This window comes from Streptomyces sp. NPDC059649 (genome assembly GCF_042734445.1).
Lineage (GTDB): Bacteria > Actinomycetota > Actinomycetes > Streptomycetales > Streptomycetaceae > Streptomyces.
The window spans coordinates 1-25,203 of the sequence record NZ_JBHWDV010000021.1; the positions used below are offsets into that span (position 1 = coordinate 1).

Below are 25,203 nucleotides of genomic sequence, written 5' to 3' on the forward strand. Positions count from 1 at the left end.
TCACCAAAACCCCCGGGGGGCCCCCCGCCCCGCCCCCCGCCCCCCCCTGCTGGTCTGCGCGCTAAGCGGCCTTGACGAGCTCGCGCTGCGCGGGCCGCTTCGGCAGGACCGACAGCCGTTGCTCGATCGGTACCGTGCCGCCCTTGGCGCCCTTCTTGAGGCGGACGTCGAGCAGCGCCTCGGCGACGAGTCGGCGCTGAGCGATCGCGATGCGGCTCCAGGCCGCAGCCACTTCGTCGGGCGTCGCCGCCACGAGATCCCGGACAACGGAGGGTGCCTTGAGGGCGTTTGCCTTCGTCTCAGCGTCCTTGATCTTGGGTAGCAGTCCAGCCTCGACCGCCGCGAGGCTGTCGGCCGACAGCGTGCCGGCGATCGCGCGATCTTGGAATTCCTTGAGCCGAGCGCGGAGCACCTTGACCTCGGCCTCGGCCTCGTCGAGCTGCTTCATGGCCTCGGCGTCGTCCCGGTTGAACGCGGCCACGAACGACGGCGACGACAACCACTCGAACAACTTCTTCTCTACGAACGGGTCGACGTCACTCGTCTTGCCGGACACGTGGTAACCCTTGCCCTCGTGCAGCCCCTCGACGGCCGGTTGCATGCAGCGGTAGTAAGGGCCGTACTTGTTGCGCCCCGATCCAACCTCCACACCGCAGACGTCACACTTCATGGAGCCGGAAAGCCAGTTGACGGCCTTGCCGGGGCGGGAATTGTGCTTCTTCCCCTTCCGCTCGGCGATGATCGCCAGACACCGGACATGCGTGGCCTTCGAGACGATCTGCGGCCACGCGTCCTCGGCGGTCACCTGCCCATGGTGCGTCCGCGCGCCCAAGTACCGGGGGTCGCTGGCGTAGTCAACGATCGTGGCCGCGTGCCACCTTGCGAGCAGCAGGGGCTCGCCTCGGTCGTTGAAGTCGCGAGCGATGTCGAGCGGCTGCTCGCCGGCCGCCAACCGTTCACGGGCCTCGTCCCGTAGGTCGACGTGATCGGCGATGCGCCGCACCCAATCAGGGTGCAGCTCGGCGTTTTCCGGCAGGTCCTCGTGCCACTCCGCCAGGCGCCTGATCTGTTCCTTCCGCCATTCGCGAGCAGGCGGCGTGACCCCTCGCAGGTTGAGCTTTCGCCGAATCACCGCGTACGCCTCGCCCGCTGCGACGCATCGGCAGATCTCACGAACGATCTTCGCCTCGTCCGGCTCCAACTCCGTACGGAGCAGCTCCCGAGTGTGGGGGTCATAGACGCGTCGGTACCCGTAGGCGCGCTGTCCGTGCGGTCGGCCGTTCACGGCGTTCGCTCGCAACGACCGGAGTACGTTCTTGCGCATCTCGTCGACCTCGCGCTCGCCGAGCAGCGCGTCGAGACCGGTGCGGAATCGATCGTCGGCGTTGCTGAGGTCGTAGACCTTTCCGCCGTAGCACCAGAGCACACCGTTCGCGGCGCAGGCGTCGCGCAGCCGGGCGTATACGGCGATGTCTCGTTGCAGGCGCGTGGATGCCCACGCGTACACGATGTCGAGCTTGCCGCCCTCGATCCACTCGATCATCCGCTCGAAGTCTTCGCGCTCTCTCTGGCGGTACGTCGAGGCGGATCGGTCGTCGTCGATGAACCTCTCAATGATCCGGACACCGTCGCGGTCAGCGTCCGCCTGGCCGGCGTCGAGCTGCTCGCGGACCGAACGGCCCTTGTTCGCGACTTTCCCTCGGTATGCGCTCTTCCGGGCGTAGAGCCCACCGCGCAGACCGACGAGCGTTCTGTGTCCCCCTGTCTGACCTGCGAATGTCCCTATCGTCACTCGAACCCCCTTGCGAACCTCAGTATGCCTGCTAACGCGGCATTACCAAGGTCGCGCCGAAGTCGTAGCGCGGCGGCGACCGCGATCGCGAGGTGCCTCAGGGCAACCACGATCGCGAGGTGCCTCAGGGCGGCCGGAAACTGTTTCCGCGCCGCCCTGTCGCCTTCTCCTGTCACATTCTCCGGGCGGGATCCGTCAGTGCGGTGACGAAGGTTGTTCCGCCGATCCCTTGAGGAGAGCAGTGATGGACGCACGTATGAAGAACCCCGCGGTGGTCATTCCGGAGGCCATGCAGCCGCTTCTCGACGTGGTCAAGGCGACGCGTGCGGGCGGGGTGTCCGAGGAGGTGCTGGAGCTGGTGCATCTGCGGGCCAGCCAGATCAACGGGTGCAGCTTCTGCGTCGACGGGGGTGTGAAGAGCGCCCGTAAGGCGGGGATCAGCGACGACAAGCTGTTCGCGGTGGCGGCCTGGCGGGAGGCGCCGTACTTCTCGGACGAGGAGCGGGCGGCGCTGGCCCTGGTGGAGTCGGCGACCCGGCTCGCCGACAGCTCGGACCCGGTGCCGGACACGGTGTGGGACGCGGCCGCCGACCACTTCGACGAGAAGCAGCTGGCCGCGCTCGTCCTGACGATCGGCATCACCAACCTCTTCAACCGGCTCAACGCCACGACCCGGCAGCCGGCCGGCGCGGGCTGGTGACACCCGGGAACTCCCGTGGTGGCCATCCCTGGGGTCATGGCGCGCCCACCCTGACCTGATGGCCACCTGACCTGATGGCCACCTGACCTCGGGGCCACATGACCTCACGGGTAATTGAGCCGTCGGGGGCCTGCCGCGAAGCTTGTGGGCGTCAAGGAAACGGGCGGCAGGGCCGCTCACAGCGGGGAGGAAGCGGCATGTTCTTCGAGACGCACGACGGTACGCAGCTCTGGTACGAGGAGTACGGCACGGGCGAGACGCTGGTGTTCGTGGCGAGCTCGATGCTGAACACCGAGATGTGGGAGTACCAGCTCCCGTTCTTCGCGGAGAACGGCTTCCGTTGTGTGGCGTTCGACCGGCGCGGGCACGGCCGTTCGGACCGGCCCTCCGGCGGGTACGACATCGACTCCACCGCTGACGACCTGGCCGCGCTGCTCGACCACCTCGACCTGCGGGACGTCACCCTCATCGGGCACTCCCTGGGCGGCGCGGAGATCACCCGCTATCTGGCGCGGCACGGCTCGGGGCGGGTCCGCCGGGCGGTGCTGATCGCGGCGATGCTGCCGTTGCTGGCCCGTACCGACGACAACCCGGACGGCGTGCCGGAGCCGGCGGTGGCGGCGACGATGGCGGAGCTGCGGCGGGACCGGCCCAAGTGGCTGACCCGTCAGGCGCAGGCGTTCTTCGCCACCCACCTGGGCAACGACGTCTCCCCGGCCCTGGTGGAACACACCCTGGCGCAGTGCCTGTCGGCCTCGCCCTGGGCGACGCTCCAGGCGCAGCGGGAGTCGTTGTTCAACGACCAGCGGGCCACGCTGCCGGAGATCGACGTTCCGGTGCTGGTCGTCCACGGCGCGGCCGACATGTCGGCCCCGGTGGAGCTCACCGGCCGGCGGACCGCCGGGCTGATCCCCGGGGCGGTGTACGAGGAGTACCCGACGGCCGGGCACGGCATCTACGCCAGCCACCACGAGCAGCTCAACGCGGATGTGCTGGCCTTTGTGAAGGGGTGACGCGGGGGACGCGGGCAACGCGGTGGTCCGCGTACGCGAGCCGGCCGGGGCGCGGGGCCCCGGCCGGCTCGTTCCGTCAGCGGAACATCCCTGAGCCCCTGAGTGAGCCCCTGAATGAGCCCGGAATCAGCCCCGAGCCATCCCCGGAATCAGCCCCGAGCCATCCCCGGAATCAGCCCCGAGCCATCCCCGAGTGGGGGCAATTCAGTGCGAGTTCACCGGATCGAGGCTCGGGCTCTGGCTCGGGCTCGGTTCGCCGTTCGGGTCCCGGCTCGGCTCAGATTTCCGGTTCGGCTCAGGGTTCCGGTTCGGGTCCGGCAGGCGGCGGGCCGGGTCCGGGGAGAGCCGGCGGGTCGGGGCGGTCAGCCGTTCCGCGCCGGGCGGGACCGGCACCGCCGCGAAGATCGCGTCCTGCTTCTGCTGGAGCTCGCGGACCCGCTCGGGCGGGGTGTTGGGCAGCCGCTGCTCCTCGTACAGCTTGTGGGTCTCCAGTTGGGCGGCCTTGCTCTGCGGGGTGTGGAACTGGACCTCGAAGAGCTGGTGGGAGCGGGGGGCGCGCCAGGCGGAGTTGATCGCCTTGTAGCCGGTGGCGCGGTGCCAGGTGTTGGACCAGCGGGTGGAGTCGTTGCCCCAGGCGGACAGCAGTGCGGAGGCGGTGGTGACGCCCTGGCTGTACTTCGCGTCGGGCCACTGGAGCGTGAACCGGACCGCGTCGTTGATCTTGCCGAGCGACTCGTCGACGGTCCGTCCCGGGGTTTCCCGCATCGCGGTGGCGACCTTCCGCTTCAGCGAGTCCGGTGACTTCAGGCGGTGGTCGAACCCGACGAGTTCGGCGTGGCTGATCTTGGCGGCGGCGCGCACCTGGGGGCTGATGGAGCGCTCGGCGCGGCGGGCGCGGGCCACGAAGGCGTCCACCTTCTTGTTGTCGGCGGCGTTCAGCGACAGGCCGTCCTGGTGCCAGCCGCCGTGGTCCGTGCCGGCGGCGGTCGCGGCGGCGGGCACGGCGCCCAGGCCGAGGGCGGTGGCGAGGGCGGCGGCGGTGGCGGCCCGGCCGGCGAGTCGGTGGCCGGGGTGGCGGGTGGTACGCGGGGGCGTCGTGCCGGTGGTCGGGCGGGTGGTCGTACGGGGCGTCGTATGGGTCGTCGTACGGGTGCTCAGGCGCATGGTCATCGGTGCGCGGAATCCCTCTCTCGTGCCCGGGTGCGGGGTACGGACATGGCGAGAGATGCAACGGCGGGCGCGGCCCTTGGGTGACGGCGGGCACGGCCCTTCGGGGTGGGCACGGTCCGCCTTGGGTGACGGCGCGGACCGCCCATCGGTGACGGCGCGATCCGCTCATCGGTGACGGCGCCAACCAGACGACCGACCCGAATTCGGGACAACTGCCACCCCTCCGGGGAAACGCAGAAGACCGCCCCTCCCGAAGGAGAGGCGGTCCTCGTGCGTGCTGGTCCCGGCGTCCTGCCGGAACCGATGAGCCGGCCGGGGTCCTACAGGACGCGCACCGCGCCGGTCGGCATGTCGTAGCTGAGCGGGCGCTCGACGATGCCGGTGCTCGGGTTCTGGGCGCCGATGAACTTGCCGTCACCGACGTAGACGGCCACGTGGTACGCGCTGCCGGCGCTGCCCCAGTAGAGGATGTCGCCGACCTGGAGGTTGTCGAGGCCGACCTGGGTGCCCCGGGTCGACTGGTCCTGCGACACGCGCGGCAGGTCGATGCCGATCTGGCTGAAGGCGGCCTGGGTCAGGCCGGAGCAGTCGTACGAGGAGGGGCCGCTGGCTCCCAGGACGTACGCCTTGCCCAGCTGCGCCTTGAGGAAGGAGACGAGGGTGGCGGTGGAGCCGGTGGCGTGGGAGGTCGCCGACAGGGTGGTCCGCTCGGCGGAGCGCGAGGCCCGGGCCTGGGCGGCCTCCTTGGCCTTGCGGGCCGCCTCGGCCTTCTTCTTCGCCTCCGCCTTGGCCTTCTTCACGGCCTCGGCCTTGTGCTTCTCCGCTGCCTTGGCGGCCCTGGAGAAGGCACTGTCCTGGAGCGCCTGGCGCTCGTAGTTGAACGCGACCTGCTCGGCGGTGTCGGCGCTCTTGGCGGCGCTGGTCGCCAGCGCCGTCGTGATCGTCGGCAGCTCCTGCGTTTCGGAGACGGGCTTTTCCGCGGCGTTGGCCGGCACGGTCGCGCCGGTCACCGCGAGGGTGAGGAAGCCACCGGTCACACCCGCGCGCAGCGCCCGGGAGGACGCGGAAGGGCGGCGGGGCTTCCGGTGGCTGGGTATGTGTGCGTTCGGGGACATGGCCCAACGGCTATCAGGAGCCGCTGGTTGCTGCCAAGAAGAGTGCAGTCCGCCACACTTGTCGTGTACGCGACGAACATAAGGGACTTTTCGCCGCCCGCAGTTCCGCCGGCGTGATGTCCGGATTCCGCGATCATGTTCCTACGCACGGCATTTGAGGGTCCGTAGGGGTTCGGGGCGGGCCTACCACTTCCCCATGCGCCACGCCAAGGCTTCCCGGGCGTCAAGGACTTAGTGCACGAAATAGCGTGGGATAGGTCACTCTTGAGTGTCCGTTATGTTCCCGTGATCCGCGCCGTTATGTCCCCGTGACCCGACCGCGGCCGGAGTTCGTGAACGCGGGCACGCGCCGGCGATCACGGTGGGCTCGGGAACGGGTCGCGCGCGGATCGCGAGCGGGGCGCCGCCACGGGGCAGGCCGCCTATATCAGTTGAGGGAGTCCAGTGCCAATTTGCCCTGGGCGGGCACCACTTGATATTGGCCAAACCGCGCTGACCAGCGGTAACCCGTGTGAATGTCACCTCTGGTGATCACTCGCGCGCTTCACGTATGAAGATCACCGCTCATCCGGCTTCATGATCCTTCGCCGGGTGGTGAAGATCACAAAGACGTTGTTCACCCCCGTGTCGCAGATCACAGACCAGCAGGCATAAGATGCAGGCGGTTCGGGCTTGTGAACTGCCTCACATGTGCACGATCTCCGAGGGGCGGCGAGCGGGCCCGGGCGGACCGCCATCCAGTCATCGTCGACTGAAGGGAGCGAGGACGGTGAACGCTTACGCGCCCATCCTCGTACTAGGAGCCCTCGGGGCAGGCTTTGCGATCTTCTCCGTCGTCATGGCCACGCTCGTCGGGCCCAGGCGCTACAACCGGGCCAAGCTCGAGGCGTACGAATGCGGGATCGAGCCGACGCCACATCCGTCCGGTGGCGGCCGCTTCCCGATCAAGTACTACCTGACGGCGATGCTCTTCATCGTCTTCGACATCGAGATCGTCTTCCTCTATCCCTGGGCCGTCACCTTCGACGCCCTGGGACTGTTCGGGCTCGTCGAGATGCTCCTCTTCGCGCTCACCGTCTTCGTCGCCTACGCCTACGTGTGGCGTCGCGGCGGCCTGGAATGGGACTAGGGGCCACCCATGGGACTTGAAGAGAAGCTGCCCAGCGGCTTTCTGCTGACCACCGTCGAACAGGCCGCCGGCTGGGTGCGCAAGTCATCGGTCTTCCCGGCGACCTTCGGTCTGGCCTGCTGCGCCATCGAGATGATGACGACCGGCGCCGGCCGCTACGACCTGGCCCGCTTCGGCATGGAGGTCTTCCGCGGCTCCCCGCGGCAGGCCGACCTGATGATCGTGGCCGGCCGGGTCAGCCAGAAGATGGCCCCCGTGCTGCGGCAGGTCTACGACCAGATGCCGAACCCGAAGTGGGTGATCTCCATGGGGGTTTGCGCCTCCTCGGGCGGCATGTTCAACAACTACGCGATCGTGCAGGGCGTCGACCACATCGTGCCCGTCGACATCTATCTCCCGGGCTGCCCGCCGCGCCCCGAAATGCTGATGGACGCCATCCTCAAGCTCCACGACAAGATCCAGCACACCAAGCTCGGGGTCAACCAGCAGCAGGCCGCCCGCGAGGCCGAGGAAGCCGCGCTCAAGGCGCTCCCGCTGATCGAGATGAAGGGGCTGCTGCGGTGAGTGAGCAGAAGAACCCCGAGCGTCCGGACGACGAGCCGCACGGCGACAACGCCCAGGACGAGGCCGTCCCGGCGCAGCGCGACGACACCGGCGAGGTGATCGCCACCCGCCGCGGAATGTTCGGCGCCGACAACGGCGGCGACACCACCGGCTACGGCGGCCTGGTCCGGACCGTCCGGCTGCCCGGCGCGACCCCCCGGCCGTACGGCGGGCCCGGCGCCGAGGGCGGGTACGGCGACTTCGACGAGATCGCCGACGAACTGGAAGGCGCCCTCGATGAACAGGGTCTGGTCCCCGAGAACGTCATCGAGAAGACCGTCGTCGACCGCGGTGAGCTGACCTTCCACATCGAGCGGGAGTACCTGCCCACGGTCGCCCGGACCCTGCGCGACGACCCGGCGCTCCGCTTCGAGCTGTGTACCGGCGTCAGCGGCGTGCACTTCCCCGGCGACAAGGGCCGCGAGCTGCACGCCGTCTACCACCTGCGCTCGATCACCCACAACCGGCTGATCCGGCTGGAGGTCTCCGCGCCGGACGCGGACCCGCACATCCCCTCGCTCGTCGCGGTCTACCCGACCAACGACTGGCACGAGCGCGAGACCTACGACTTCTTCGGCCTGGTCTTCGACGGCCATCCCGCGCTGACCCGGATCATGATGCCGGACGACTGGCAGGGCTTCCCGCAGCGCAAGGACTACCCGCTCGGCGGCATCCCCGTCGAGTACAAGGGCGCCCAGATCCCGGCTCCCGACCAGCGGAGGTCGTACAGCTGATGACTACTGCACCGCACTCCCACTCCCCGAACGGCCACCGCACGTCCAGCGACTTCGACACGACCGAGTCGCTCGCCCGGCAGACCACCGAGGGCACCGTCTACAACGTCACCGGCGGCGACTGGGACGAGATCGCGGCGTCCGCGGCGAGGTCCGACGACGAGCGGATCATCGTCAACATGGGGCCGCAGCACCCGTCCACGCACGGCGTGCTCCGGCTGATCCTGGAGATCGACGGGGAGACCGTCACCGAGGCCCGCTGCGGCATCGGCTACCTCCACACCGGCATCGAGAAGAACCTCGAATACCGGACCTGGACCCAGGGCACCACCTTCGTCACGAGGATGGATTACCTCACCCCCTTCTTCAACGAGACGGCCTACTGCCTGGCCGTGGAGAAGCTGCTCGGCATCACCGACGACATCCCCGACCGGGCCTCGGTCGTCCGCGTGCTGCTGATGGAACTCAACCGGCTCTCCTCCCACCTGGTGTGCATCGCCACCGGAGGCATGGAGCTGGGCGCCACCACGATCATGATCTACGGCTTCCGGGACCGCGAGCTGATCCTCGACATCTACGAGCTGATCACCGGCCTGCGGATGAACCACGCCTACATCCGGCCCGGCGGCCTGGCCCAGGACCTGCCCCCGGGCGCCGTCGACCAGGTGCGCGCCTTCGTCAAGAAGATGCGCAAGAACCTCCCCGAGTACGACAAGCTCGCCACCGGCAACCCGGTCTTCAAGGGCCGCATGGAGGGCATCGGCTACCTCGACCTGGCCGGCTGCATGGCCACCGGCGCCACCGGGCCGATCGTGCGCTCCGCGGGCCTGCCGCACGACCTGCGCAAGGCGCAGCCGTACTGCGGTTACGAGGACTACGAGTTCGACATCCCGACCGCCGACAGCTGCGACGCCTACGGGCGGTTCCTGATCCGGCTGGAGGAGATGCGGCAGTCGCTGCGGATCATCGAGCAGTGCCTGGACCGGCTCGAACCCGGGCCGGTGATGGTCGCGGACAAGAAGATCGCCTGGCCCGCGCAGCTGGCGCTCGGCCCGGACGGCCTGGGCAACTCCCTCGACCACATCAAGAAGATCATGGGCACCTCGATGGAGGCCCTGATCCACCACTTCAAGCTGGTGACCGAGGGCTTCCGGGTCCCGCCCGGGCAGGCCTACGCGGCCGTCGAGTCACCCAAGGGCGAGCTGGGCGTGCACACGGTCAGCGACGGCGGCACCCGCCCCTACCGGGTGCACTTCCGCGACCCGTCCTTCACCAACCTGCAGGCCATGGCGGCGATGTGCGAGGGCGGCCAGGTCGCCGACGTCATCGTCGCCGTCGCGTCCATCGACCCCGTGATGGGAGGCGTCGACCGGTGACCACTGCGTCTTCTCCGCAGGGAGCCCCCGCAAGCCCCACCAGTCTGGGGATGCCCGCGCTCCCCGCCCCCGACTACCCGGCCGACGTCCGGGCCCGGCTGGAGGCGGACGCCAAGGAGGTGATCGCCCGCTACCCCGGCCCGCGCTCGGCGCTGCTGCCGCTGCTGCACCTCGTCCAGGCCGAGGACGGGTACGTCACCCGCACCGGCATCCGTTTCTGCGCCGAGCTGTTGGACCTCACCACCGCCGAGGTCACGGCCGTGGCGACCTTCTACTCCATGTACCGGCGCAAGGCCGGCGGCGACTACCAGGTCGGGGTCTGCACCAACACGCTGTGCGCGGTGATGGGCGGCGACGCCATCTTCGAGGAGCTCCAGGAGCACCTCGGCGTCGGCAACGGCGAGACCACCGAGGACGGTGCCGTCACCCTCGAACACATCGAGTGCAACGCCGCCTGCGACTTCGCGCCGGTCGTGATGGTCAACTGGGAGTTCTTCGACAACCAGACACCGGAGTCCGCCCGGCAGCTCGTCGACGACCTGCGGGCCGGCCGGCCCGCCCGGCCCACCCGCGGTGCGCCGCTGTGCACGTTCAAGGAGACCGCCCGGATCCTCGCCGGCTTCCCCGACGAGCGGCCGGGCGCCACCGCCGCCACCGGAGGCGCCGGGCCCGCCTCGCTGATCGGGCTCCGCCTGGCCAAGGGGGAGGACGCGCCCGGCCGCGGCACCGGCGTGGACCACGTCGTGTCGCCCCGTACCGGCGAGGCCGGCCGGCCCGAGGAGGGCACCGCCGGTGAACCTCCCGCCGGCCACCCCGGCGAGCAGGCGCCCGCGGGGCACCCCAGCTCCCACGACGCCCCGCAGGAGACCTCGGCCTCCGACGAAGCCCACCCGTCTCCCACGACCGCCCCGGACGAAGGGGCTCCGCCCCGCGGCAACGATGCGGCCGGGCCCACCGCTAAGGAGGGGGAGTGATGACCGTGGCAGCCGAATACGGAGGCTCGTCCCGGCCGCCGGCCGGGGGAGAGGCCAGCCCCGAGAAGCTCCTCGTGCCCGTCCTGTCCGCCTTCTGGGACCAGCCCGAGTCCTGGACGCTGGAGACCTACCGCCGGCACGAGGGCTACGAGGGCCTGCGCAAGGCGCTCGCGATGTCCCCCGACGACGTCATCGCCTACGTCAAGGACTCCGGTCTGCGCGGCCGCGGCGGCGCGGGCTTCCCCACCGGAATGAAATGGCAGTTCATTCCGCAGGGCGACGGCAAACCGCACTATCTCGTGGTCAACGCCGACGAATCGGAGCCGGGGACCTGCAAGGACATCCCCCTCCTCTTCGCGAACCCGCACTCCCTCATCGAAGGGATCGTGATCGCCTGTCACGCGATCCGCGCGCACCACGCCTTCATCTATCTGCGCGGTGAGGTCGTACCCGTCCTGCGCCGGCTGCACGAAGCCGTACGCGAGGCCTACGCGGCGGGCTTCCTCGGAAAGAACATCCTGGGGTCGGGGCTCGACCTGGACGTGATCGTGCACGCGGGCGCCGGCGCGTACATCTGCGGTGAGGAAACCGCGCTGCTGGATTCCCTGGAGGGCCGTCGCGGACAGCCCCGGCTGCGTCCTCCCTTCCCGGCGGTGGCCGGCCTCTACGCCTGCCCCACTGTCGTCAACAACGTCGAATCCATCGCGTCGGTTCCCGCCATCCTCGCCAAAGGAAAGGACTGGTTCAGGTCGATGGGCAGCGAGAAGTCCCCGGGCTTCACGCTGTACTCGCTCAGCGGCCATGTCGCCAACCCCGGCCAGTACGAAGCCCCGTTGGGCATCACGCTGCGCCAGCTGCTCGACATGAGCGGCGGGATGCGCCGCGGCCACCGGCTGAAGTTCTGGACGCCCGGCGGCTCCTCCACGCCGATGTTCACCGACGAGCACCTCGACGTGCCCCTCGACTACGAGGGCGTCGGCGCGGCCGGCTCGATGCTCGGCACCAAGGCGCTGCAGTGCTTCGACGAGACCACCTGCGTCGTGCGGGCGGTCACCCGCTGGACCGAGTTCTACGCGCACGAGTCCTGCGGCAAGTGCACGCCCTGCCGTGAAGGGACGTACTGGCTGGTGCAGTTGCTGCGCGACATCGAGGCGGGCACGGCCCGGATGGCCGACCTCGACAAGATCGCCGACATCGCCGACAACATCAACGGCAAGTCGTTCTGCGCGCTCGGCGACGGCGCCGCCTCACCGATCTTCTCCTCGCTCAAGTACTTCCGCGAGGAGTACGAGCAGCACATCACCGGCAAGGGCTGCCCCTTCGACCCCGCCAAGTCGACCCTGTGGGCCGACAACGACGCTCACCTGGGGGTGAACGCATGACCGTCACCACTACGGGGTCGAGCAGCGGCTCCGCCGCGGTCCCCCCGGAGGACCTCGTCACCCTGACGATCGACGGCATCGAGATCTCCGTCCCCAAGGGGACGCTGGTCATCCGCGCCGCCGAACTCCTCGGCATCGAGATCCCGCGCTTCTGCGACCACCCGCTGCTGGACCCCGCGGGCGCCTGCCGGCAGTGCATCGTCGAGGTCGAGGGCCAGCGCAAGCCGATGGCGTCCTGCACGATCACCTGCACCGACGGCATGGTCGTCAAGTCACAGCTGACGTCCCCGGTGGCCGAGAAGGCGCAGCGCGGCGTGATGGAGCTGCTGCTGATCAACCACCCGCTGGACTGCCCGGTCTGCGACAAGGGCGGCGAGTGCCCGCTGCAGAACCAGGCGATGCAGGTCGGCGACCCGGACACGCGCTTCGAGGGGAAGAAGCGCACGTTCGCCAAGCCGGTGCCGATCTCCACCCAGGTGCTGCTGGACCGCGAACGCTGCGTGCTGTGCGCGCGCTGCACCCGCTTCAGCAACCAGATCGCCGGCGACCCGATGATCGAGCTGGTCGAACGGGGCGCGCTCCAGCAGGTCGGCACCGGCGAGGGCGACCCCTTCGTGTCGTACTTCTCCGGCAACACCATCCAGATCTGTCCGGTCGGCGCGCTCACCTCGGCCGCCTACCGCTTCCGTTCCCGCCCGTTCGACCTGGTGTCGTCGCCGTCGGTGTGCGAGCACTGCGCGGGCGGCTGCGCGACGCGTACCGACCACCGGCGCGGCAAGGTCATGCGGCGGCTGGCCGCCAACGACCCGGAGGTCAACGAGGAGTGGCTCTGCGACAAGGGGCGCTTCGCCTTCCGGTACGCGCAGCAGCGTGACCGGCTGGAGCACCCGTTGGTGCGCGATGCGGAGTCCGGGGAACTGGAGCCGGCGAGCTGGCCGGTCGCCCTTCAGGCGGCGGCCCGCGGGCTGGCCGCCGCCAAGGGCCGTACCGGTGTGCTGACCGGCGGCCGGCTGACCGTCGAGGACGCATACGCGTACGCCAAGTTCGCCCGGATCGCGCTGCACACCAACGACATCGACTTCCGGGCGCGGGTGCACAGCGCCGAGGAGGCGGACTTCCTGGCGGCCCGGGTCGCCGGCCGCGGCCGCGACCTGGGGGGCGGCGGGGTCACGTACACCGCCCTGGAGAAGGCGCCGGCCGTGCTGTTGGCGGGCATCGAGGCGGAGGAGGAGGCCCCCGGCGTCTTCCTGCGGCTGCGCAAGGCCCACCGCAAGTACGGACAGCGCACCTTCGGGCTCGCCGCCTACGCCTCCCGCGGGCTGATCAAGGCCGGCGGCACGCTGCTGCCGGCCGCGCCCGGCACCGAGACGGAGTGGCTGGACGCGCTGGCCGGCGGCGTCGGCCTGTCGGGCGAGGGGCACGCCGCGGCGGAGGCGCTGCGGGCGGACGGCGCGGTGATCGTCGTCGGTGAGCGGCTGGCGGCGGTGCCGGGCGCGCTGACCGCCGCGCTGCGCGCCGCCACCGCGACCGGCGCGCAGCTGGTGTGGATTCCGCGGCGGGCGGGCGAACGCGGGGCGGTGGAGGCGGGCGCGCTGCCCGGTCTGCTGCCCGGCGGCCGGCCGGCCACCGACCCGCGGGCCCGCGACGAGGTCGCCGCCGCCTGGGGCGTGGCCGCGCTGCCGCACCGGCACGGCCGGGACACCGGCCAGATCATCGAGGCCGCGGCGACCGGTGAGCTGAGCGCGCTGCTGGTGGCCGGCGTCGAGGTCGCCGATCTGCCGGACCCGGCCCGGGCGCTGACCGCCCTGGACGAGGTCGGTTTCCTGGTCAGCCTGGAGCTGCGGCCCTCGGAGGTCACCGAGCGGGCCGATGTGGTCCTTCCGGTGGCGGCCGTGGTGGAGAAGGCCGGCACGTTCCTCAACTGGGAGGGCCGAGCCCGGTTGTTCGAGGCCGCGCTCAAGCCCGACCAGATGACCCGCCGCCATCTGCTGCCGGACTCCCGGGTGCTGCACATGCTCGCCGACGCCCTCGACGTCCACCTGGCGCTGCCGGACGTCGCCTCCGTACGCCGTGAGCTGACCCGGCTGGGTACCTGGGACGGCCCGTACGCGGGCGACCCGCTGGAGACCGGGCGGCCGCTGCCCCGGCCCGGTGCCGGTGAGGCGGTGCTCGCCGGGCACCGGCTGCTGCTGGACCTGGGCGTCCTCCAGGAAGGCGACGAGGCGCTGGCCGGCACCCGGCACGCCGCCGTCGCCCGGCTGTCGGCGACCACCGCCGCCGAGACCGGCGTCAAGGACGGTGACCTGCTGGCGGTCGGCGGGCCGGCCGGCTCGGTGCGGCTGCCGCTGCAGGTCACGCCGATGCCCGACCGGGTGGTGTGGCTGCCGCTCAACTCCACGGGCGGGGGCGTCGCCGCCGACACCGGTGCGCGCCCCGGCGAACTGGTGAGGATCTCCGCCGCCCCGGGCACGCCGGAGCCGGCCAAGGAGGTGGACGCATGATGCAGCTCGGTCAACTGGCCGCCGCGCAGACCGCGCTGGCCCAGGAGGACCTGTCGATGTTCGGCCGCGACCCGTGGTGGCTGGTCGTCATCAAGGCGGTCTTCTGCTTCGCGTTCCTGATGCTGACGGTGCTGTTCTCCATCGTGTGGGAGCGCAAGGTCGTCGCCTGGATGCAGTTGCGCATCGGCCCCAACCGGCACGGCCCCTGGGGCATGCTCCAGTCGCTCGCCGACGGCATCAAGCTGATGCTGAAGGAGGACCTGGTCGTCCGGCGGGCCGACAAGGCCGTCTACGTCCTCGCGCCGATCGTGGCGGCCATCCCGGCGTTCATGGCGATCGCGGTGGTGCCGTTCGGCCCGGCCGACAACGAGATCTCGATCTTCGGTCACCGCACCCCGATGCAGCTGACCGACCTGCCGATCGGCATCCTCTACATCCTGGCCACGGCCTCGGTCGGCATCTACGGCATCGTGCTGGCGGGCTGGTCCTCCGGCTCGACGTACCCGCTGCTCGGCGGTCTCCGCTCGTGCGCGCAGATGATCTCGTACGAGATCGCGATGGGCGCCGCGTTCGCCTCGGTCTTCCTGTACTCCGGGTCGATGTCGACGTCGACCATCGTGGAGTCGCAGCAGAACAGGTGGTACATCCTGCTGCTGCCGGTGTCGTTCCTCATCTACATCGCGACGATGGTGGGGGAGACCAACCGGGCGCCGTTCGACATGCCGGAGTCCGAGGGCGACCTGGTCGGCGGCTTCAACACCGAGTACTCGTCCATCAAGTTCGCGATGTTCATGCTCGCCGAGTACGTGAACATGGTGACGGTCTCGGCGGTCGCGACCACCCTCTTCCTCGGCGGGTGGCGGGCCCCGTACCCGATCTCGTCGTTCTGGGAGGGCGCGAACCACGGCTGGTGGCCGATGCTGTGGTTCACGATCAAGGTGCAGCTGCTGCTGTTCTTCTTCATCTGGCTGCGCGGCACGCTCCCCCGGGTGCGCTACGACCAGTTGATGAAGCTGGGCTGGAAGGTCCTCATCCCGGTCTCGCTGGTCTGGCTGATGCTCGTCGCCAGTGTCCGGGCGCTGAAGAACGAGGGCTACAACTTCTCCCAGATCGTGCTCTACGTCGCCGGCGGCGCGGTCGCGCTGCTGCTGATCTCGCTGCTCGTGGACTTCTTCCGGCGCGGTGGGGCGGAGGAGGAGCCGGACGGCGAGGGCGCGTTCGACCCGATGGCCGGTGGATTCCCGGTGCCACCGCTGCCCGGGCAGAGCCTGCCGCCGGTGCCGCGCCGACGCCCGCGCCATGACCGTGAGTTGATTGTCAGTGGTCGGGTGGACACTTTCAGTGACGGAAACGAAACCGACGGAAAGGGGGGCGACGGTGCCTGAGTTCCAGAACCCCGTGGCCGGCTTCGGCGTGACCTTCAAGGCCATGTTCAAGAAGCGGCTGACCGAGCAGTACCCGGAGGAGAAGAAGCCGACGGCGCCGCGTTTCCACGGCCGCCATCAGCTCAACCGCCATCCCGACGGGCTGGAGAAGTGCATCGGCTGCGAGCTGTGCGCCTGGGCCTGTCCGGCGGACGCGATCTACGTCGAGGGCGCGGACAACACCGACGAGGAGCGCTACTCCCCCGGCGAGCGCTATGGCCGCGTCTACCAGATCAACTACCTGCGCTGCATCCTGTGCGGCCTGTGCGTGGAGGCCTGCCCCACCCGCGCACTGACCATGACCAATGAGTACGAACTCGCCGACCGGTCCCGCACCTCGCTCATCTACACCAAGGAGGAGCTGCTCGCCGGCCTGGAGGACACGATGGTCGACACGCCGCATGCGATCTACCCCGGCATGACGGAGAAGGACTACTACAACGGCCTGGTGACCGAGGCCGCCCCCGGGACGGTCCGTCAGGTCGCGGTGTCCAAGGGGGAGCAGCCCCAGGAGGCCGCCGCCACGACCGGCCCGCAGGAGCCCGCCGCGCGGGAGGTGACCGAGCGATGACCTCCCTCGCCGCCGCGGCCTCCACCGGCGAGGCCGTGCAGTTCTGGCTCCTGGGCACCGTCGCCGTCGTCGGCGCCCTCGGCACGATCCTGATGAAGCGGGCCGTGCACAGCGCCCTGTCGCTGGCCGGCACCATGATCGTGCTGGCGGTCTTCTACCTCGCCAACGGCGCGTACTTCCTCGGCGTCGTGCAGATCGTCGTCTACACCGGCGCGATCATGATGCTGTTCCTGTTCGTCGTCATGCTGGTCGGCGTCACCGCGGCGGACTCCCTCAAGGAGACGCTCAAGGGCCAGCGCTGGCTCGCCGCCGGACTGGGCCTGGGCTTCGGCATCCTGCTGATCGCCGGTATCGGCAACGCCTCGCTGAAGGAGTTCAACGGCCTGGGCGAGGCCAACGCCGGCGGCAACGTCCAGGGCCTGGCCGCGCTCATCTTCACCAAGTACGTCTTCGCCTTCGAGATCACCGGCGCCCTGCTGATCACCGCGGCCGTCGGCGCGATGGTGCTCACCCACCGGGAGCGCACCGAGCGCGCCAGGACCCAGCGTGAGCAGTCCGAGGCCCGCGTCCGCGAGGGCAAGCAGGTGCCGCCGCTGCCCGCCCCCGGCGTCTACGCCCGGCACAACGCCGTGGACATCCCCGGCCTGCTGCCCGACGGCACCCCGTCCGAGCTGACCGTCAATCCGACGCTGCGCGCCCGCGGCCAGATCCGGGACGTCTCCCGCGAGTCGCTCGCCGACCTGAAGGCGCTGGAACGGCGCTCCGAGGACTGGCTGGGCCGCGGCTCCGGCGAGGAGCCCGAAGCCCCGCCGTCCGGTGGCGCGTCGCCGAAGGAGCACAAGGAGGGCGCCAAGAAATGAACCCCGTCTACTACCTCTATCTCGCCGCCCTGCTGTTCACCATCGGCGCCGCCGGGGTGCTGATCAGGCGGAACGCCATCGTGGTGTTCATGTGCATCGAGCTGATGCTCAACGCCTGCAACCTCGCCTTCGTCACCTTCTCCCGCCTGCACGGGAATCTGGACGGCCAGATCATCGCCTTCTTCACGATGGTCGTCGCCGCGGCCGAGGTCGTGGTCGGCCTGGCGATCATCGTGACGATCTTCCGCACCCGTCATACGGCCTCGGTCGACGACGCCAGCCTGATGAAGCTGTAAGGGGTCGCCCAAAGTGGAGAACTTGATCGCGCTGCTCGTCGCGGCACCGCTGGTCGGTGCGGCCCTGCTGCTGTGCGGCGGAAAACGGCTCGACCGCACCGGCCACTGGATCGGCACGCTCTTCGCGGTGGCCTCGTTCGCCGTCGGGGTGGCGCTCTTCGCCGACCTGCTCGGCAGGAGCGCCGACCACCGGACGCTGCACCAGTACCTGTTCAGCTGGATCCCGGTCGGCGGCTTCCGGGCCGACGTCGCCTTCCAGCTCGACCAGCTGTCCATGACCTTCGTCCTGCTGATCACCGGCGTCGGCTCACTGATCCACATCTACTCGATCGGCTATATGGAGCACGACGAACGGCGCCGCCGCTTCTTCGGCTACCTCAACCTCTTCCTCGCGGCGATGCTGCTGCTGGTCCTCGCCGACAACTACCTGCTGCTGTACGTCGGTTGGGAGGGCGTCGGCCTCGCCTCGTACCTGCTGATCGGCTTCTGGCAGCACAAGCCCAGCGCGGCGACCGCCGCCAAGAAGGCGTTCCTCGTCAACCGCGTCGGCGACATGGGCCTGTCCATCGCGATCATGCTGATGTTCACGACGTTCGGGACGTTCGCGTTCGGCCCGGTGCTCGCGTCCACCGGCGCCACCTCCGAGGGCAAGCTCACCGCCATCGGGCTGATGCTGCTGCTGGCCGCCTGCGGCAAGTCGGCCCAGGTGCCGCTGCAGTCCTGGCTCGGGGACGCCATGGAGGGCCCCACCCCGGTCTCGGCCCTGATCCACGCCGCCACGATGGTCACCGCCGGCGTGTACCTGATCACCCGCTCCGGGGCGATCTTCAATGCCGCACCGGACGCCCAGACCGCGGTCGTCGCGGTCGGTGCGGTCACCCTCCTCTTCGGTGCGATCGTCGGTTGCGCCAAGGACGACATCAAGAAGGCCCTGGCCGGCTCGACGATGTCGCAGATCGGCTACATGATCCTGGCCGCCGGCCTCGGCCCGATCGGCTACGCCTTCGCGATCATGCACCTGGTCACCCACGGCTTCTTCAAGGCGGGCCTCTTCCTCGGCGCCGGCTCGGTGATGCACGGCATGAACGACGAGGTGGACATGCGCCGTTACGGCGGCCTGCGCAAGTACATGCCGGTCACCTTCCTCACCTTCGGCCTCGGCTACCTCGCGATCATCGGCTTCCCCGGCCTGTCCGGCTTCTTCTCCAAGGACAAGATCATCGAGGCGGCGTTCGCCAAGGGCGGCACCGAGGGCTGGATCCTCGGTGGCGCGGCCCTCCTGGGCGCCGCGATCACCGCGTTCTACATGACCCGGGTGATGCTGATGACGTTCTTCGGCGAGGAGCGCTGGCGCAACGCCCCCACCCCCTCACCGGACCAGCCCTCGGCCGAGCCCGCCGCCGAGACCAGGGGCGAGTACACCCCGCCGCAGCCGCACGAGTCGCCCAAGGTCATGACCCTCCCCATGATCGTGCTGGCCTTCGGATCGGTCTTCGCCGGCGGCCTGTTCAGCCTCAACGAAGCGTTCGTGAAGTGGCTGGAGCCCGTCACGTCCTTCGCGCACGGCCACTCCCCGGTCAGCGCCACGACCGTCACCGCCGCCACCATCGCCGTCCTCCTCCTCGGCGTCGGTGTCGCCTGGCTGATGTACGGCCGCCGGCCGGTCCCGTCGCTCGCCCCGCGCGGCTCGCTGCTCACCCGTGCCGCCCGCCGCGACCTCCTCCAGGACGACTTCAACGACATCGTCTTCGTCCGCGGCGGCGGCCACCTGACCACCACCCTCGTGATGCTCGACCGCAATCTGGTGGACGGCGCGGTCAACGGCACGGCCGCCTCCATGGGCGGACTCTCCAGCCTGCTGCGCCAGTTGCAGAGCGGCTTCGTCCGCTCCTACGCGGTCCAGATGCTGGGCGGGGCCGCCGTACTCGTCGCCGCGACCCTGCTGATGAGGGGTGTCTGAGCCATGTCGTTTCCCCTGCTGACGGCGACGGCCGTGGTACCGGCGATCGGCGCGATCGCCACCGCCGCGCTGCCCGCCGCCAAGCGCACCGCGGCCAAATGGCTCGCGCTGCTCTTCTCCCTGCTCACCTTCGCGCTGGCCATGGTCGTCGCGTTCCGCTTCGACCCCGGCGCCAAGGGCCCCTTCCAGCTCACCGAATCGCACGCCTGGATCAGCGACTTCGGGGTCCGCTACGAACTCGGCGTCGACGGCATCGCGGTCGCCCTGATCGCGCTGACCGCCCTGCTGATCCCGTTCGTCATCCTGGCCGGCTGGCACGACGCCGACCCTCTGGAGGAGGCCACGCCCAACCGGCGTTGGCGGCCCACCCAGGGCTTCTTCGCCCTGATCCTCGCCGTCGAGGCGATGGTGGTGATCTCCTTCGAGGCCACCGACGTCTTCCTCTTCTACATCTTCTTCGAAGCCATGCTGATCCCGATGTACTTCCTCATCGGAGGCTTCGGGGACCGCGCCGGCGCCGACGGCGAGGAACGCTCCGCGGGCCGCAGGTCGCAGGCCGCGGTGAAATTCCTGCTCTACAACCTCGCCGGCGGACTGATCATGCTGGCCGCGGTCATCGGGCTGTACGCCGTCACCGCCGACCAGCTCGGCACCGGCACCTTCTCCCTGACGCAGATCGTCGAGGCCCACGCGGCCGGCCGGCTGAACCTCGGCACCACCACCGAACGCCTGCTGTTCCTCGGCTTCTTCTTCGCCTTCGCCGTCAAGGCCCCGCTCTGGCCGCTGCACACCTGGCTGCCCGGCGCCATGGGCGAAGCGACCGCCCCCGTCGCCGTCCTGATCACCGCAGTGGTCGACAAGGTCGGCACCTTCGCCATGCTCCGCTTCTGCCTCCAGCTCTTCCCGGAGGCCAGCAGCTGGGCCACCCCCGTCATCCTGGTCCTCGCCCTGATCAGCATCGTCTACGGCGCCCTGCTCGCGGTCGCCCAGCGGGACATCAAGCGGCTGATCGCCTACGCCTCGATCTCCCACTTCGGCTTCATCATCCTGGGCATCTTCGCCATGACGTCCCAGGGCCAGGGCGGCGCCACGCTCTACATGGTCAACCACGGCATCTCGACCGCCGCCCTGATGCTGGTCGCCGGCTTCCTCATCAGCCGCCGCGGCTCCCGGCTCATCGCCGACTTCGGCGGCGTCCAGAAGGTCGCCCCCGTCCTCGCCGGCACGTTCCTGATCGGCGGTCTGGCCACCCTCTCCCTGCCCGGCCTGGCCCCGTTCGTCAGTGAATTCCTCGTCCTGGTCGGCACGTTCAGCCGCTATCCGGTCATCGGCGTCATCGCCACCCTCGGCATCGTCCTCGCCGCGCTCTACGTCCTCGTCCTCTACCAGCGGACGATGACCGGACCGGTGAAGAGCGAGGTCAGCGCCATGCCCGACCTGCGGGTCCGGGAACTGGTGGTGGTCGCGCCGCTGATCGCGCTGCTGCTGTTCCTCGGCGTGTACCCGAAACCGCTCACCGACCTCGTCAATCCGGCGGTCGAGCACACCCTGTCCGTCGTGGACAAGAAGGACCCCAAGCCCACTGTGCCGGTGAACGCCGTGCCCGGCAGCGGCCGGACCGGTCACGCCGCGAGTGATCAAGATGTGGAGGCCGCGAAGTGAGTTCCGTGGCAAGTGTCCACAGCCTGTGGACAGCGGCGGCCGGAGCACCGGGCAAGATCCCGGGGCCGCACATCGAGTACGCCCAGCTCTCGCCCACCCTGATCGTCCTCGGCGCCGCGGTGCTCGGCATCGTGATCGAGGCCTTCGTCCCGCGCCGCGGCCGCTACTACTCCCAGCTGCTGCTGTCCCTGGTGGCGCTGGCCGCCGCGTTCGCCGCGGTGATCGGCCTGGCGGCCGCCGGATTCGGCTCGTCCAAGGCCCATGTCGCCGCGATGGGCGCCCTCGCCGTCGACGGCCCCGCGCTGTTCCTCCAGGGCACGATCCTGCTGGTCTCCCTGATCGCCGTCTTCACCTTCGCCGAGCGCCGCCTCGAACCGGCGGCGCACGGGAGTGGGGAATCCCCTGCTCGAACGAAGTGGAGAGCTTCGGGGCACGTGGACTCCTTCGCCGCCCAGCCCGCGGCCGTCCCCGGCGGCGAGGCCGAACAGGCCGCCGTCAAGGCCGGGTTCACCACCACCGAGGTCTTCCCGATCCTGCTCTTCGCGGTCGGCGGCATGCTGATCTTCCCGGCGGCCAACGACCTGCTGACGCTCTTCGTCGCGCTGGAGGTCTTCTCCCTCCCGCTGTACATCCTCTGCGCACTGGCCCGCCGCCAGCGGCTGCTGTCGCAGGAGTCCGCGCTCAAGTACTTCCTGCTCGGCGCGTTTTCCTCCGCGTTCCTCCTGTTCGGCGTCGCCCTGCTGTACGGCTACGCGGGCACGGTGACGTACGCCGGGATCGCCGAGGTGGTCTCGGACGGCGCCAAACAGATCGACCCCGCCCTGGCCGGCACGATGAGCAACGACGCACTGCTGCTGATCGGCGGCGCGCTGGTGCTGATGGGCCTGCTGTTCAAGGTCGGCGCGGTCCCGTTCCACATGTGGACCCCGGACGTCTACCAGGGCGCGCCCACCCCCGTCACCGGCTTCATGGCGGCCGCCACCAAGGTCGCCGCGTTCGGTGCGCTGCTGCGGGTGCTGTACGTCGTCCTGCCGGGCATGCGCTGGGACTGGCGGCCGGTGATGTGGGGCGTCGCGATCATCACGATGCTGGGCGGTGCGATCGTCGCCATCACCCAGACCGACATCAAGCGGCTGCTGGCGTACTCCTCCATCGCGCACGCCGGGTTCATCCTCGCCGGTGTCATCGCCACCAGTAAGGACGGCGTCTCCTCGGTGCTGTTCTACCTGGGCGCCTACTCCTTCGTGACGCTCGGCGCGTTCGCCGTCGTCACCCTGGTGCGGGACGCGGGCGGCGAGGCCACCCAGCTGTCCAAGTGGGCCGGACTCGGCCGGCGTTCGCCGCTGGTCGCCGCGGTCTTCGCGGTGTTCCTGCTGGCCTTCGCCGGTATCCCGCTGACCTCCGGTTTCGCCGGGAAGTTCGCGGTCTTCAAGGCGGCCGCGCAGAGCGGAGCGGGCTGGCTGGTGGTCGTCGGTGTGATCTCCTCCGCCATCGCCGCGTTCTTCTACATCCGCGTCATCGTGCTGATGTTCTTCAACGAGCCGAAGGCCGAAGGCCCGACCGTGGCCGTGCCCAGCCCGCTGACCTCCACGGCCATCGCCATCGGCGTCACCGCCACCCTGGTCCTGGGCCTGGCCCCGCAGTACTTCCTCGACCTGGCCGGGCACGCGGGAGTCTTCGTGCGCTGACCGGCGGGAGGCCGGCCTCGGCCCGGCCGACCGTCGACCGGCACCGCGGAGGCTTCCGCGTGCGTGCGGCAACGGCCGCCGTCCGGAGCCCTCGGGGGGTTCCGGACGGCGGCCGTTCGCCGTGCGGGGCCGGCCGACCGTCCAGCGATCGGGCCCGCGGGGCGGGCGGTCAGCTCTTGGGCATCCCGCTCGGCAGCTCGGGCATGTCGGGGATCTTCACGCTGCCGTCGCTGGTCTTGGTGTACTTCTCGGTGGGACCGTTCTTCCAGTCGACGGTCAGGCTCTTGCCGTCCGCACCGGTCTTGAGCGTGCCCATGGTGCGGGTGGTGTCCCCGTCGGTGCACTTGAGGACGGCCATGGTCATCCCGGCCATCTCCTGGACCTTGCCCAGACACGCGGACTTGTGGCCGTTGCTGAACGCGACCGTGCCCTTGGTGACCACCAGGATCAGCGGGCTGCTGTCCGTACCGGCCTTCCAGGCACCCTCGACCGCCTTGGGGCTCGCGGGCTTGTCCGCGCCTCCCGGAGTCGACGGCGGAGCCTCCGGCGTCTTGCTCGGCTTGCTGTCGCTGCCGTTGTCGCCGCTGCTTCCGCAACCGCTGAGCAGCATCGCGGCGATGGCTGCCGCCCCGGCGATCTGTGCTGCCTTGCGCACGTACGTCTCCTCCGTTGTGGGTCAGGGACCGTGAGGCTAACAGCGCCCCCGCCCCACCGTCCGCCCCGTCGGCGCTCTTGCATCAACGCCGGTACGCAGTTGGTGTGGGGCTGTGACGTTGGGCGGCGATGGTGCTCCGTGAAAGTGCCCCCATCGCTCAGCCGCTCCCCGAATCCGCTCTCCATGAATCCCCCGTCCGGAGCGCGGGGCCAGTGGGTGGGTGCGGCTCCGGGTGCCTCCTCCCTTGACCGGACTCAACAAGATCCAGTATGCCTTCATTATGAAGCACGTAACTAATTCCGAGGAGCTCGCCCACGACGCGGACGGGATGCTCTACGACCCACAAGTCCGCGCGTCACTGGCCGAGTTCGCGGCAGGCGGCGACATAGCCCGCTTGGAGGCGGCAGCCGCCGCGCGTGCCGCGCACAAGTCCGTCGAGCGGCTTCGAACCCAGGGCTCGGAAGGCCGCGGCCTCAGCGCGGGAGCCGTCGACGTCCTGATCCGGCTGCGCACCCTTGGCGAGGCCGGTGCGCATCTCGGCGACCTCGCCCGCTCCGCGGGAATGACACCCCGCAATGCCACCGGCCTGGTCGACACACTCGAAGGCGAAAGCCTTGTCCGGCGCGATCCCGACCCCGGCGATCGCCGATCCGTCGTCGCCCGCATCACCCCCGCCGGCCTGGCGTGGTTGGACCAATACCGGGAACCGACGCAGCGCGCGATGGCGGCGCTGTTCCACGGATTCACCGACACCGAACTCCACCAGCTCCGCCACCTGTGCCTACGCCTCGTGCAGAACCAGCAGCGCATTGCCGCCCACCTCAGTGCCACCGAAGGGGTCACCCCCGCATGACAACGGCCACGACCACGACATGCGCAACCGTGCGCGCCTACCACCAAGCCCGGTTCCGCGGCGACATCCCGGCCGCCGCTCGCCATCTCGCCGAGCCCTTCCGCTTCCAAAGCCCCCTGATGACCTCCGACAGCCCGCACGACCACCTCAGTGGCCTGGACGCGTTCCTGGGAATCGTGACCGGCGTCGACCTGGTCAGCGAACCGTACGGCGAGACCGAAGCCACCCTGGTCTACGACGTCCACACCTCGATCCCGGCCGTCGGAACCCGACGCACCGCAGAACACTTCCACCTCACCAACGGTCGGATCGACACCATCCGCCTGAACTTCGATGCCACTCCCTGGCATGCCGTCATGCAGGCAGCCACCTCGTCCTGACGCCGAACACGGTGGGCACCCCCACAACGGCTTTGGGCGGCCGCAATCGACTGGTTCGTAGAGGACGGAACCAAGTGGGGAACGCGAGCGACCGCGGCCTTGGGGATTTCCGGAGATCCGCATCAAGGGGCGCAAGGGCGGGGGGCGGGGCTGAGGCGGAGGGTGGGGTCGGGGGCGAAGGGCGAAGGGCGGGGGAGCGGGGAGGGGGCGAGGGTACGGGGGCGGGCTGCACGGGTGGGGGCCGGGGGGAGGGGCGAAGCGGGCTTCGGCCTCCCGGGGGCTGCCCCCGGCCCCCCCCCGCGCGCGGGCCCGCGCGCCCCCCCCCCCCCCCCCCCCCCGGCGGCGCCCCCCGCGGGGGGCGTCGT

General features: G+C 70.0%; 22 protein-coding genes. 18 read left to right on the plus strand and 4 right to left on the minus strand.

The genetic code is table 11. The annotated features are described in order from the left end of the window. Window positions 1–61: 61 nt before the first annotated feature. Window positions 62–1,792 carry a recombinase family protein gene (locus ACFV1J_RS21555; RefSeq protein WP_385860506.1) on the minus strand — a complete coding sequence of 577 codons (1,731 nt, stop codon included), beginning with the start codon at window positions 1,790–1,792 and terminating at the stop codon, window positions 62–64. Between the two features lie 244 nt (window positions 1,793–2,036). Here ACFV1J_RS21555 and ACFV1J_RS21560 point away from each other — a divergent pair, with 244 nt between their 5' ends. Together ACFV1J_RS21560 and ACFV1J_RS21565 are read left to right on the plus strand one after the other, a co-directional pair. Next, complete coding sequence (locus ACFV1J_RS21560; protein ID WP_385860508.1) at window positions 2,037–2,492, plus strand: carboxymuconolactone decarboxylase family protein; 456 nt, start codon at window positions 2,037–2,039, stop codon at window positions 2,490–2,492. A 197-nt stretch (window positions 2,493–2,689) separates the two neighbouring features. Beyond that, entirely contained in the window at window positions 2,690–3,505 is an 816-nt protein-coding gene (locus ACFV1J_RS21565) for an alpha/beta fold hydrolase (protein ID WP_385860510.1), read from the plus strand. 204 nt (window positions 3,506–3,709) lie between these two features. Here the strand turns inward: ACFV1J_RS21565 and ACFV1J_RS21570 are convergent, their stop codons facing one another. Further along, window positions 3,710–4,675: an ATP nucleotide 3'-pyrophosphokinase gene (locus ACFV1J_RS21570; protein ID WP_385860512.1), complete on the minus strand. Its 966-nt coding sequence runs from the start codon at window positions 4,673–4,675 to the stop codon at window positions 3,710–3,712. 320 nt (window positions 4,676–4,995) lie between these two features. Continuing rightward, window positions 4,996–5,790, minus strand: a complete 795-nt coding sequence (locus ACFV1J_RS21575; protein ID WP_385860514.1) for a C40 family peptidase — start codon at window positions 5,788–5,790, stop codon at window positions 4,996–4,998. A 769-nt stretch (window positions 5,791–6,559) separates the two neighbouring features. Between ACFV1J_RS21575 and ACFV1J_RS21580 the strand changes: the two genes are divergently transcribed. The 14 genes from ACFV1J_RS21580 to nuoN are packed head-to-tail and all read left to right on the plus strand — an operon-like array spanning window position 6,560 to window position 22,950. Next, a complete protein-coding gene (locus ACFV1J_RS21580; protein WP_006604811.1) occupies window positions 6,560–6,919 on the plus strand; it encodes an NADH-quinone oxidoreductase subunit A in 360 nt (119 codons plus the stop codon). 9 nt (window positions 6,920–6,928) lie between these two features. Continuing rightward, window positions 6,929–7,483 carry an NADH-quinone oxidoreductase subunit B family protein gene (locus tag ACFV1J_RS21585; RefSeq protein WP_030416193.1) on the plus strand — a complete coding sequence of 185 codons (555 nt, stop codon included), beginning with the start codon at window positions 6,929–6,931 and terminating at the stop codon, window positions 7,481–7,483. Further along, window positions 7,480–8,256: an NADH-quinone oxidoreductase subunit C gene (locus ACFV1J_RS21590; RefSeq protein ID WP_385860518.1), complete on the plus strand. Its 777-nt coding sequence runs from the start codon at window positions 7,480–7,482 to the stop codon at window positions 8,254–8,256. The genes ACFV1J_RS21585 and ACFV1J_RS21590 overlap by 4 nt, the downstream gene beginning before the upstream one ends. Beyond that, the gene (locus tag ACFV1J_RS21595) at window positions 8,256–9,632 is read left to right on the plus strand and encodes an NADH-quinone oxidoreductase subunit D (protein ID WP_385860520.1); all 1,377 of its coding nucleotides are present in this window, start codon (window positions 8,256–8,258) and stop codon (window positions 9,630–9,632) included. Before ACFV1J_RS21590 ends, ACFV1J_RS21595 begins: the two co-directional genes overlap by 1 nt. Further along, window positions 9,629–10,606, plus strand: coding sequence for an NADH-quinone oxidoreductase subunit NuoE (gene nuoE / locus ACFV1J_RS21600; protein ID WP_385860522.1), 978 nt, complete (start codon window positions 9,629–9,631; stop codon window positions 10,604–10,606). The genes ACFV1J_RS21595 and nuoE overlap by 4 nt, the downstream gene beginning before the upstream one ends. Further along, the gene (nuoF, locus tag ACFV1J_RS21605) at window positions 10,606–11,988 is read left to right on the plus strand and encodes an NADH-quinone oxidoreductase subunit NuoF (RefSeq protein WP_385860524.1); all 1,383 of its coding nucleotides are present in this window, start codon (window positions 10,606–10,608) and stop codon (window positions 11,986–11,988) included. Before nuoE ends, nuoF begins: the two co-directional genes overlap by 1 nt. After that, window positions 11,985–14,489, plus strand: coding sequence for an NADH-quinone oxidoreductase subunit G (locus tag ACFV1J_RS21610; RefSeq protein WP_385860526.1), 2,505 nt, complete (start codon window positions 11,985–11,987; stop codon window positions 14,487–14,489). The genes nuoF and ACFV1J_RS21610 overlap by 4 nt, the downstream gene beginning before the upstream one ends. Next, window positions 14,486–15,874 carry an NADH-quinone oxidoreductase subunit NuoH gene (gene nuoH / locus ACFV1J_RS21615; protein ID WP_385860528.1) on the plus strand — a complete coding sequence of 463 codons (1,389 nt, stop codon included), beginning with the start codon at window positions 14,486–14,488 and terminating at the stop codon, window positions 15,872–15,874. Before ACFV1J_RS21610 ends, nuoH begins: the two co-directional genes overlap by 4 nt. After that, window positions 15,867–16,484: an NADH-quinone oxidoreductase subunit NuoI gene (gene nuoI, locus ACFV1J_RS21620; RefSeq protein ID WP_385860530.1), complete on the plus strand. Its 618-nt coding sequence runs from the start codon at window positions 15,867–15,869 to the stop codon at window positions 16,482–16,484. Before nuoH ends, nuoI begins: the two co-directional genes overlap by 8 nt. Beyond that, window positions 16,481–17,344, plus strand: a complete 864-nt coding sequence (locus tag ACFV1J_RS21625) for an NADH-quinone oxidoreductase subunit J (RefSeq protein WP_385860532.1) — start codon at window positions 16,481–16,483, stop codon at window positions 17,342–17,344. Before nuoI ends, ACFV1J_RS21625 begins: the two co-directional genes overlap by 4 nt. After that, entirely contained in the window at window positions 17,341–17,640 is a 300-nt protein-coding gene (nuoK, locus tag ACFV1J_RS21630; protein WP_030283548.1) for an NADH-quinone oxidoreductase subunit NuoK, read from the plus strand. Before ACFV1J_RS21625 ends, nuoK begins: the two co-directional genes overlap by 4 nt. 13 nt (window positions 17,641–17,653) lie before the next feature. Further along, complete coding sequence (gene nuoL / locus ACFV1J_RS21635) at window positions 17,654–19,600, plus strand: NADH-quinone oxidoreductase subunit L (RefSeq protein WP_385860535.1); 1,947 nt, start codon at window positions 17,654–17,656, stop codon at window positions 19,598–19,600. A 3-nt stretch (window positions 19,601–19,603) separates the two neighbouring features. Next, complete coding sequence (locus tag ACFV1J_RS21640) at window positions 19,604–21,262, plus strand: NADH-quinone oxidoreductase subunit M (protein ID WP_385860536.1); 1,659 nt, start codon at window positions 19,604–19,606, stop codon at window positions 21,260–21,262. Further along, window positions 21,259–22,950: an NADH-quinone oxidoreductase subunit NuoN gene (gene nuoN, locus ACFV1J_RS21645; protein WP_385860537.1), complete on the plus strand. Its 1,692-nt coding sequence runs from the start codon at window positions 21,259–21,261 to the stop codon at window positions 22,948–22,950. Before ACFV1J_RS21640 ends, nuoN begins: the two co-directional genes overlap by 4 nt. A gap of 169 nt (window positions 22,951–23,119) precedes the next feature. Here nuoN and ACFV1J_RS21650 read toward each other — a convergent pair whose 3' ends face one another. Next, window positions 23,120–23,605: a hypothetical protein gene (locus tag ACFV1J_RS21650; RefSeq protein ID WP_385860538.1), complete on the minus strand. Its 486-nt coding sequence runs from the start codon at window positions 23,603–23,605 to the stop codon at window positions 23,120–23,122. A 244-nt stretch (window positions 23,606–23,849) separates the two neighbouring features. Here ACFV1J_RS21650 and ACFV1J_RS21655 point away from each other — a divergent pair, with 244 nt between their 5' ends. Continuing rightward, entirely contained in the window at window positions 23,850–24,458 is a 609-nt protein-coding gene (locus ACFV1J_RS21655; protein WP_385860539.1) for a MarR family winged helix-turn-helix transcriptional regulator, read from the plus strand. Next, window positions 24,455–24,838, plus strand: a complete 384-nt coding sequence (locus ACFV1J_RS21660; RefSeq protein ID WP_385860540.1) for a hypothetical protein — start codon at window positions 24,455–24,457, stop codon at window positions 24,836–24,838. The genes ACFV1J_RS21655 and ACFV1J_RS21660 overlap by 4 nt, the downstream gene beginning before the upstream one ends. Window positions 24,839–25,203 lie beyond the last annotated feature (365 nt).

What these genes read in the sequence shown, in the direction of transcription:
- ACFV1J_RS21560 (WP_385860508.1), top strand. Translation starts at nt 2,037, where the DNA reads ATGGACGCACGTATGAAGAACCCCGCGGTGGTCATTCCGGAGGCCATG.
- ACFV1J_RS21565 (WP_385860510.1), top strand. Translation starts at nt 2,690, where the DNA reads ATGTTCTTCGAGACGCACGACGGTACGCAGCTCTGGTACGAGGAGTAC.
- ACFV1J_RS21570 (WP_385860512.1), bottom strand. Translation starts at nt 4,675, where the DNA reads ATGACCATGCGCCTGAGCACCCGTACGACGACCCATACGACGCCCCGT.
- ACFV1J_RS21575 (WP_385860514.1), bottom strand. Translation starts at nt 5,790, where the DNA reads ATGTCCCCGAACGCACACATACCCAGCCACCGGAAGCCCCGCCGCCCT.
- ACFV1J_RS21585 (WP_030416193.1), top strand. Translation starts at nt 6,929, where the DNA reads ATGGGACTTGAAGAGAAGCTGCCCAGCGGCTTTCTGCTGACCACCGTC.
- ACFV1J_RS21595 (WP_385860520.1), top strand. Translation starts at nt 8,256, where the DNA reads ATGACTACTGCACCGCACTCCCACTCCCCGAACGGCCACCGCACGTCC.
- nuoF (WP_385860524.1), top strand. Translation starts at nt 10,606, where the DNA reads ATGACCGTGGCAGCCGAATACGGAGGCTCGTCCCGGCCGCCGGCCGGG.
- ACFV1J_RS21610 (WP_385860526.1), top strand. Translation starts at nt 11,985, where the DNA reads ATGACCGTCACCACTACGGGGTCGAGCAGCGGCTCCGCCGCGGTCCCC.
- nuoH (WP_385860528.1), top strand. Translation starts at nt 14,486, where the DNA reads ATGATGCAGCTCGGTCAACTGGCCGCCGCGCAGACCGCGCTGGCCCAG.
- ACFV1J_RS21625 (WP_385860532.1), top strand. Translation starts at nt 16,481, where the DNA reads ATGACCTCCCTCGCCGCCGCGGCCTCCACCGGCGAGGCCGTGCAGTTC.
- nuoK (WP_030283548.1), top strand. Translation starts at nt 17,341, where the DNA reads ATGAACCCCGTCTACTACCTCTATCTCGCCGCCCTGCTGTTCACCATC.
- ACFV1J_RS21640 (WP_385860536.1), top strand. Translation starts at nt 19,604, where the DNA reads ATGTCGTTTCCCCTGCTGACGGCGACGGCCGTGGTACCGGCGATCGGC.
- ACFV1J_RS21660 (WP_385860540.1), top strand. Translation starts at nt 24,455, where the DNA reads ATGACAACGGCCACGACCACGACATGCGCAACCGTGCGCGCCTACCAC.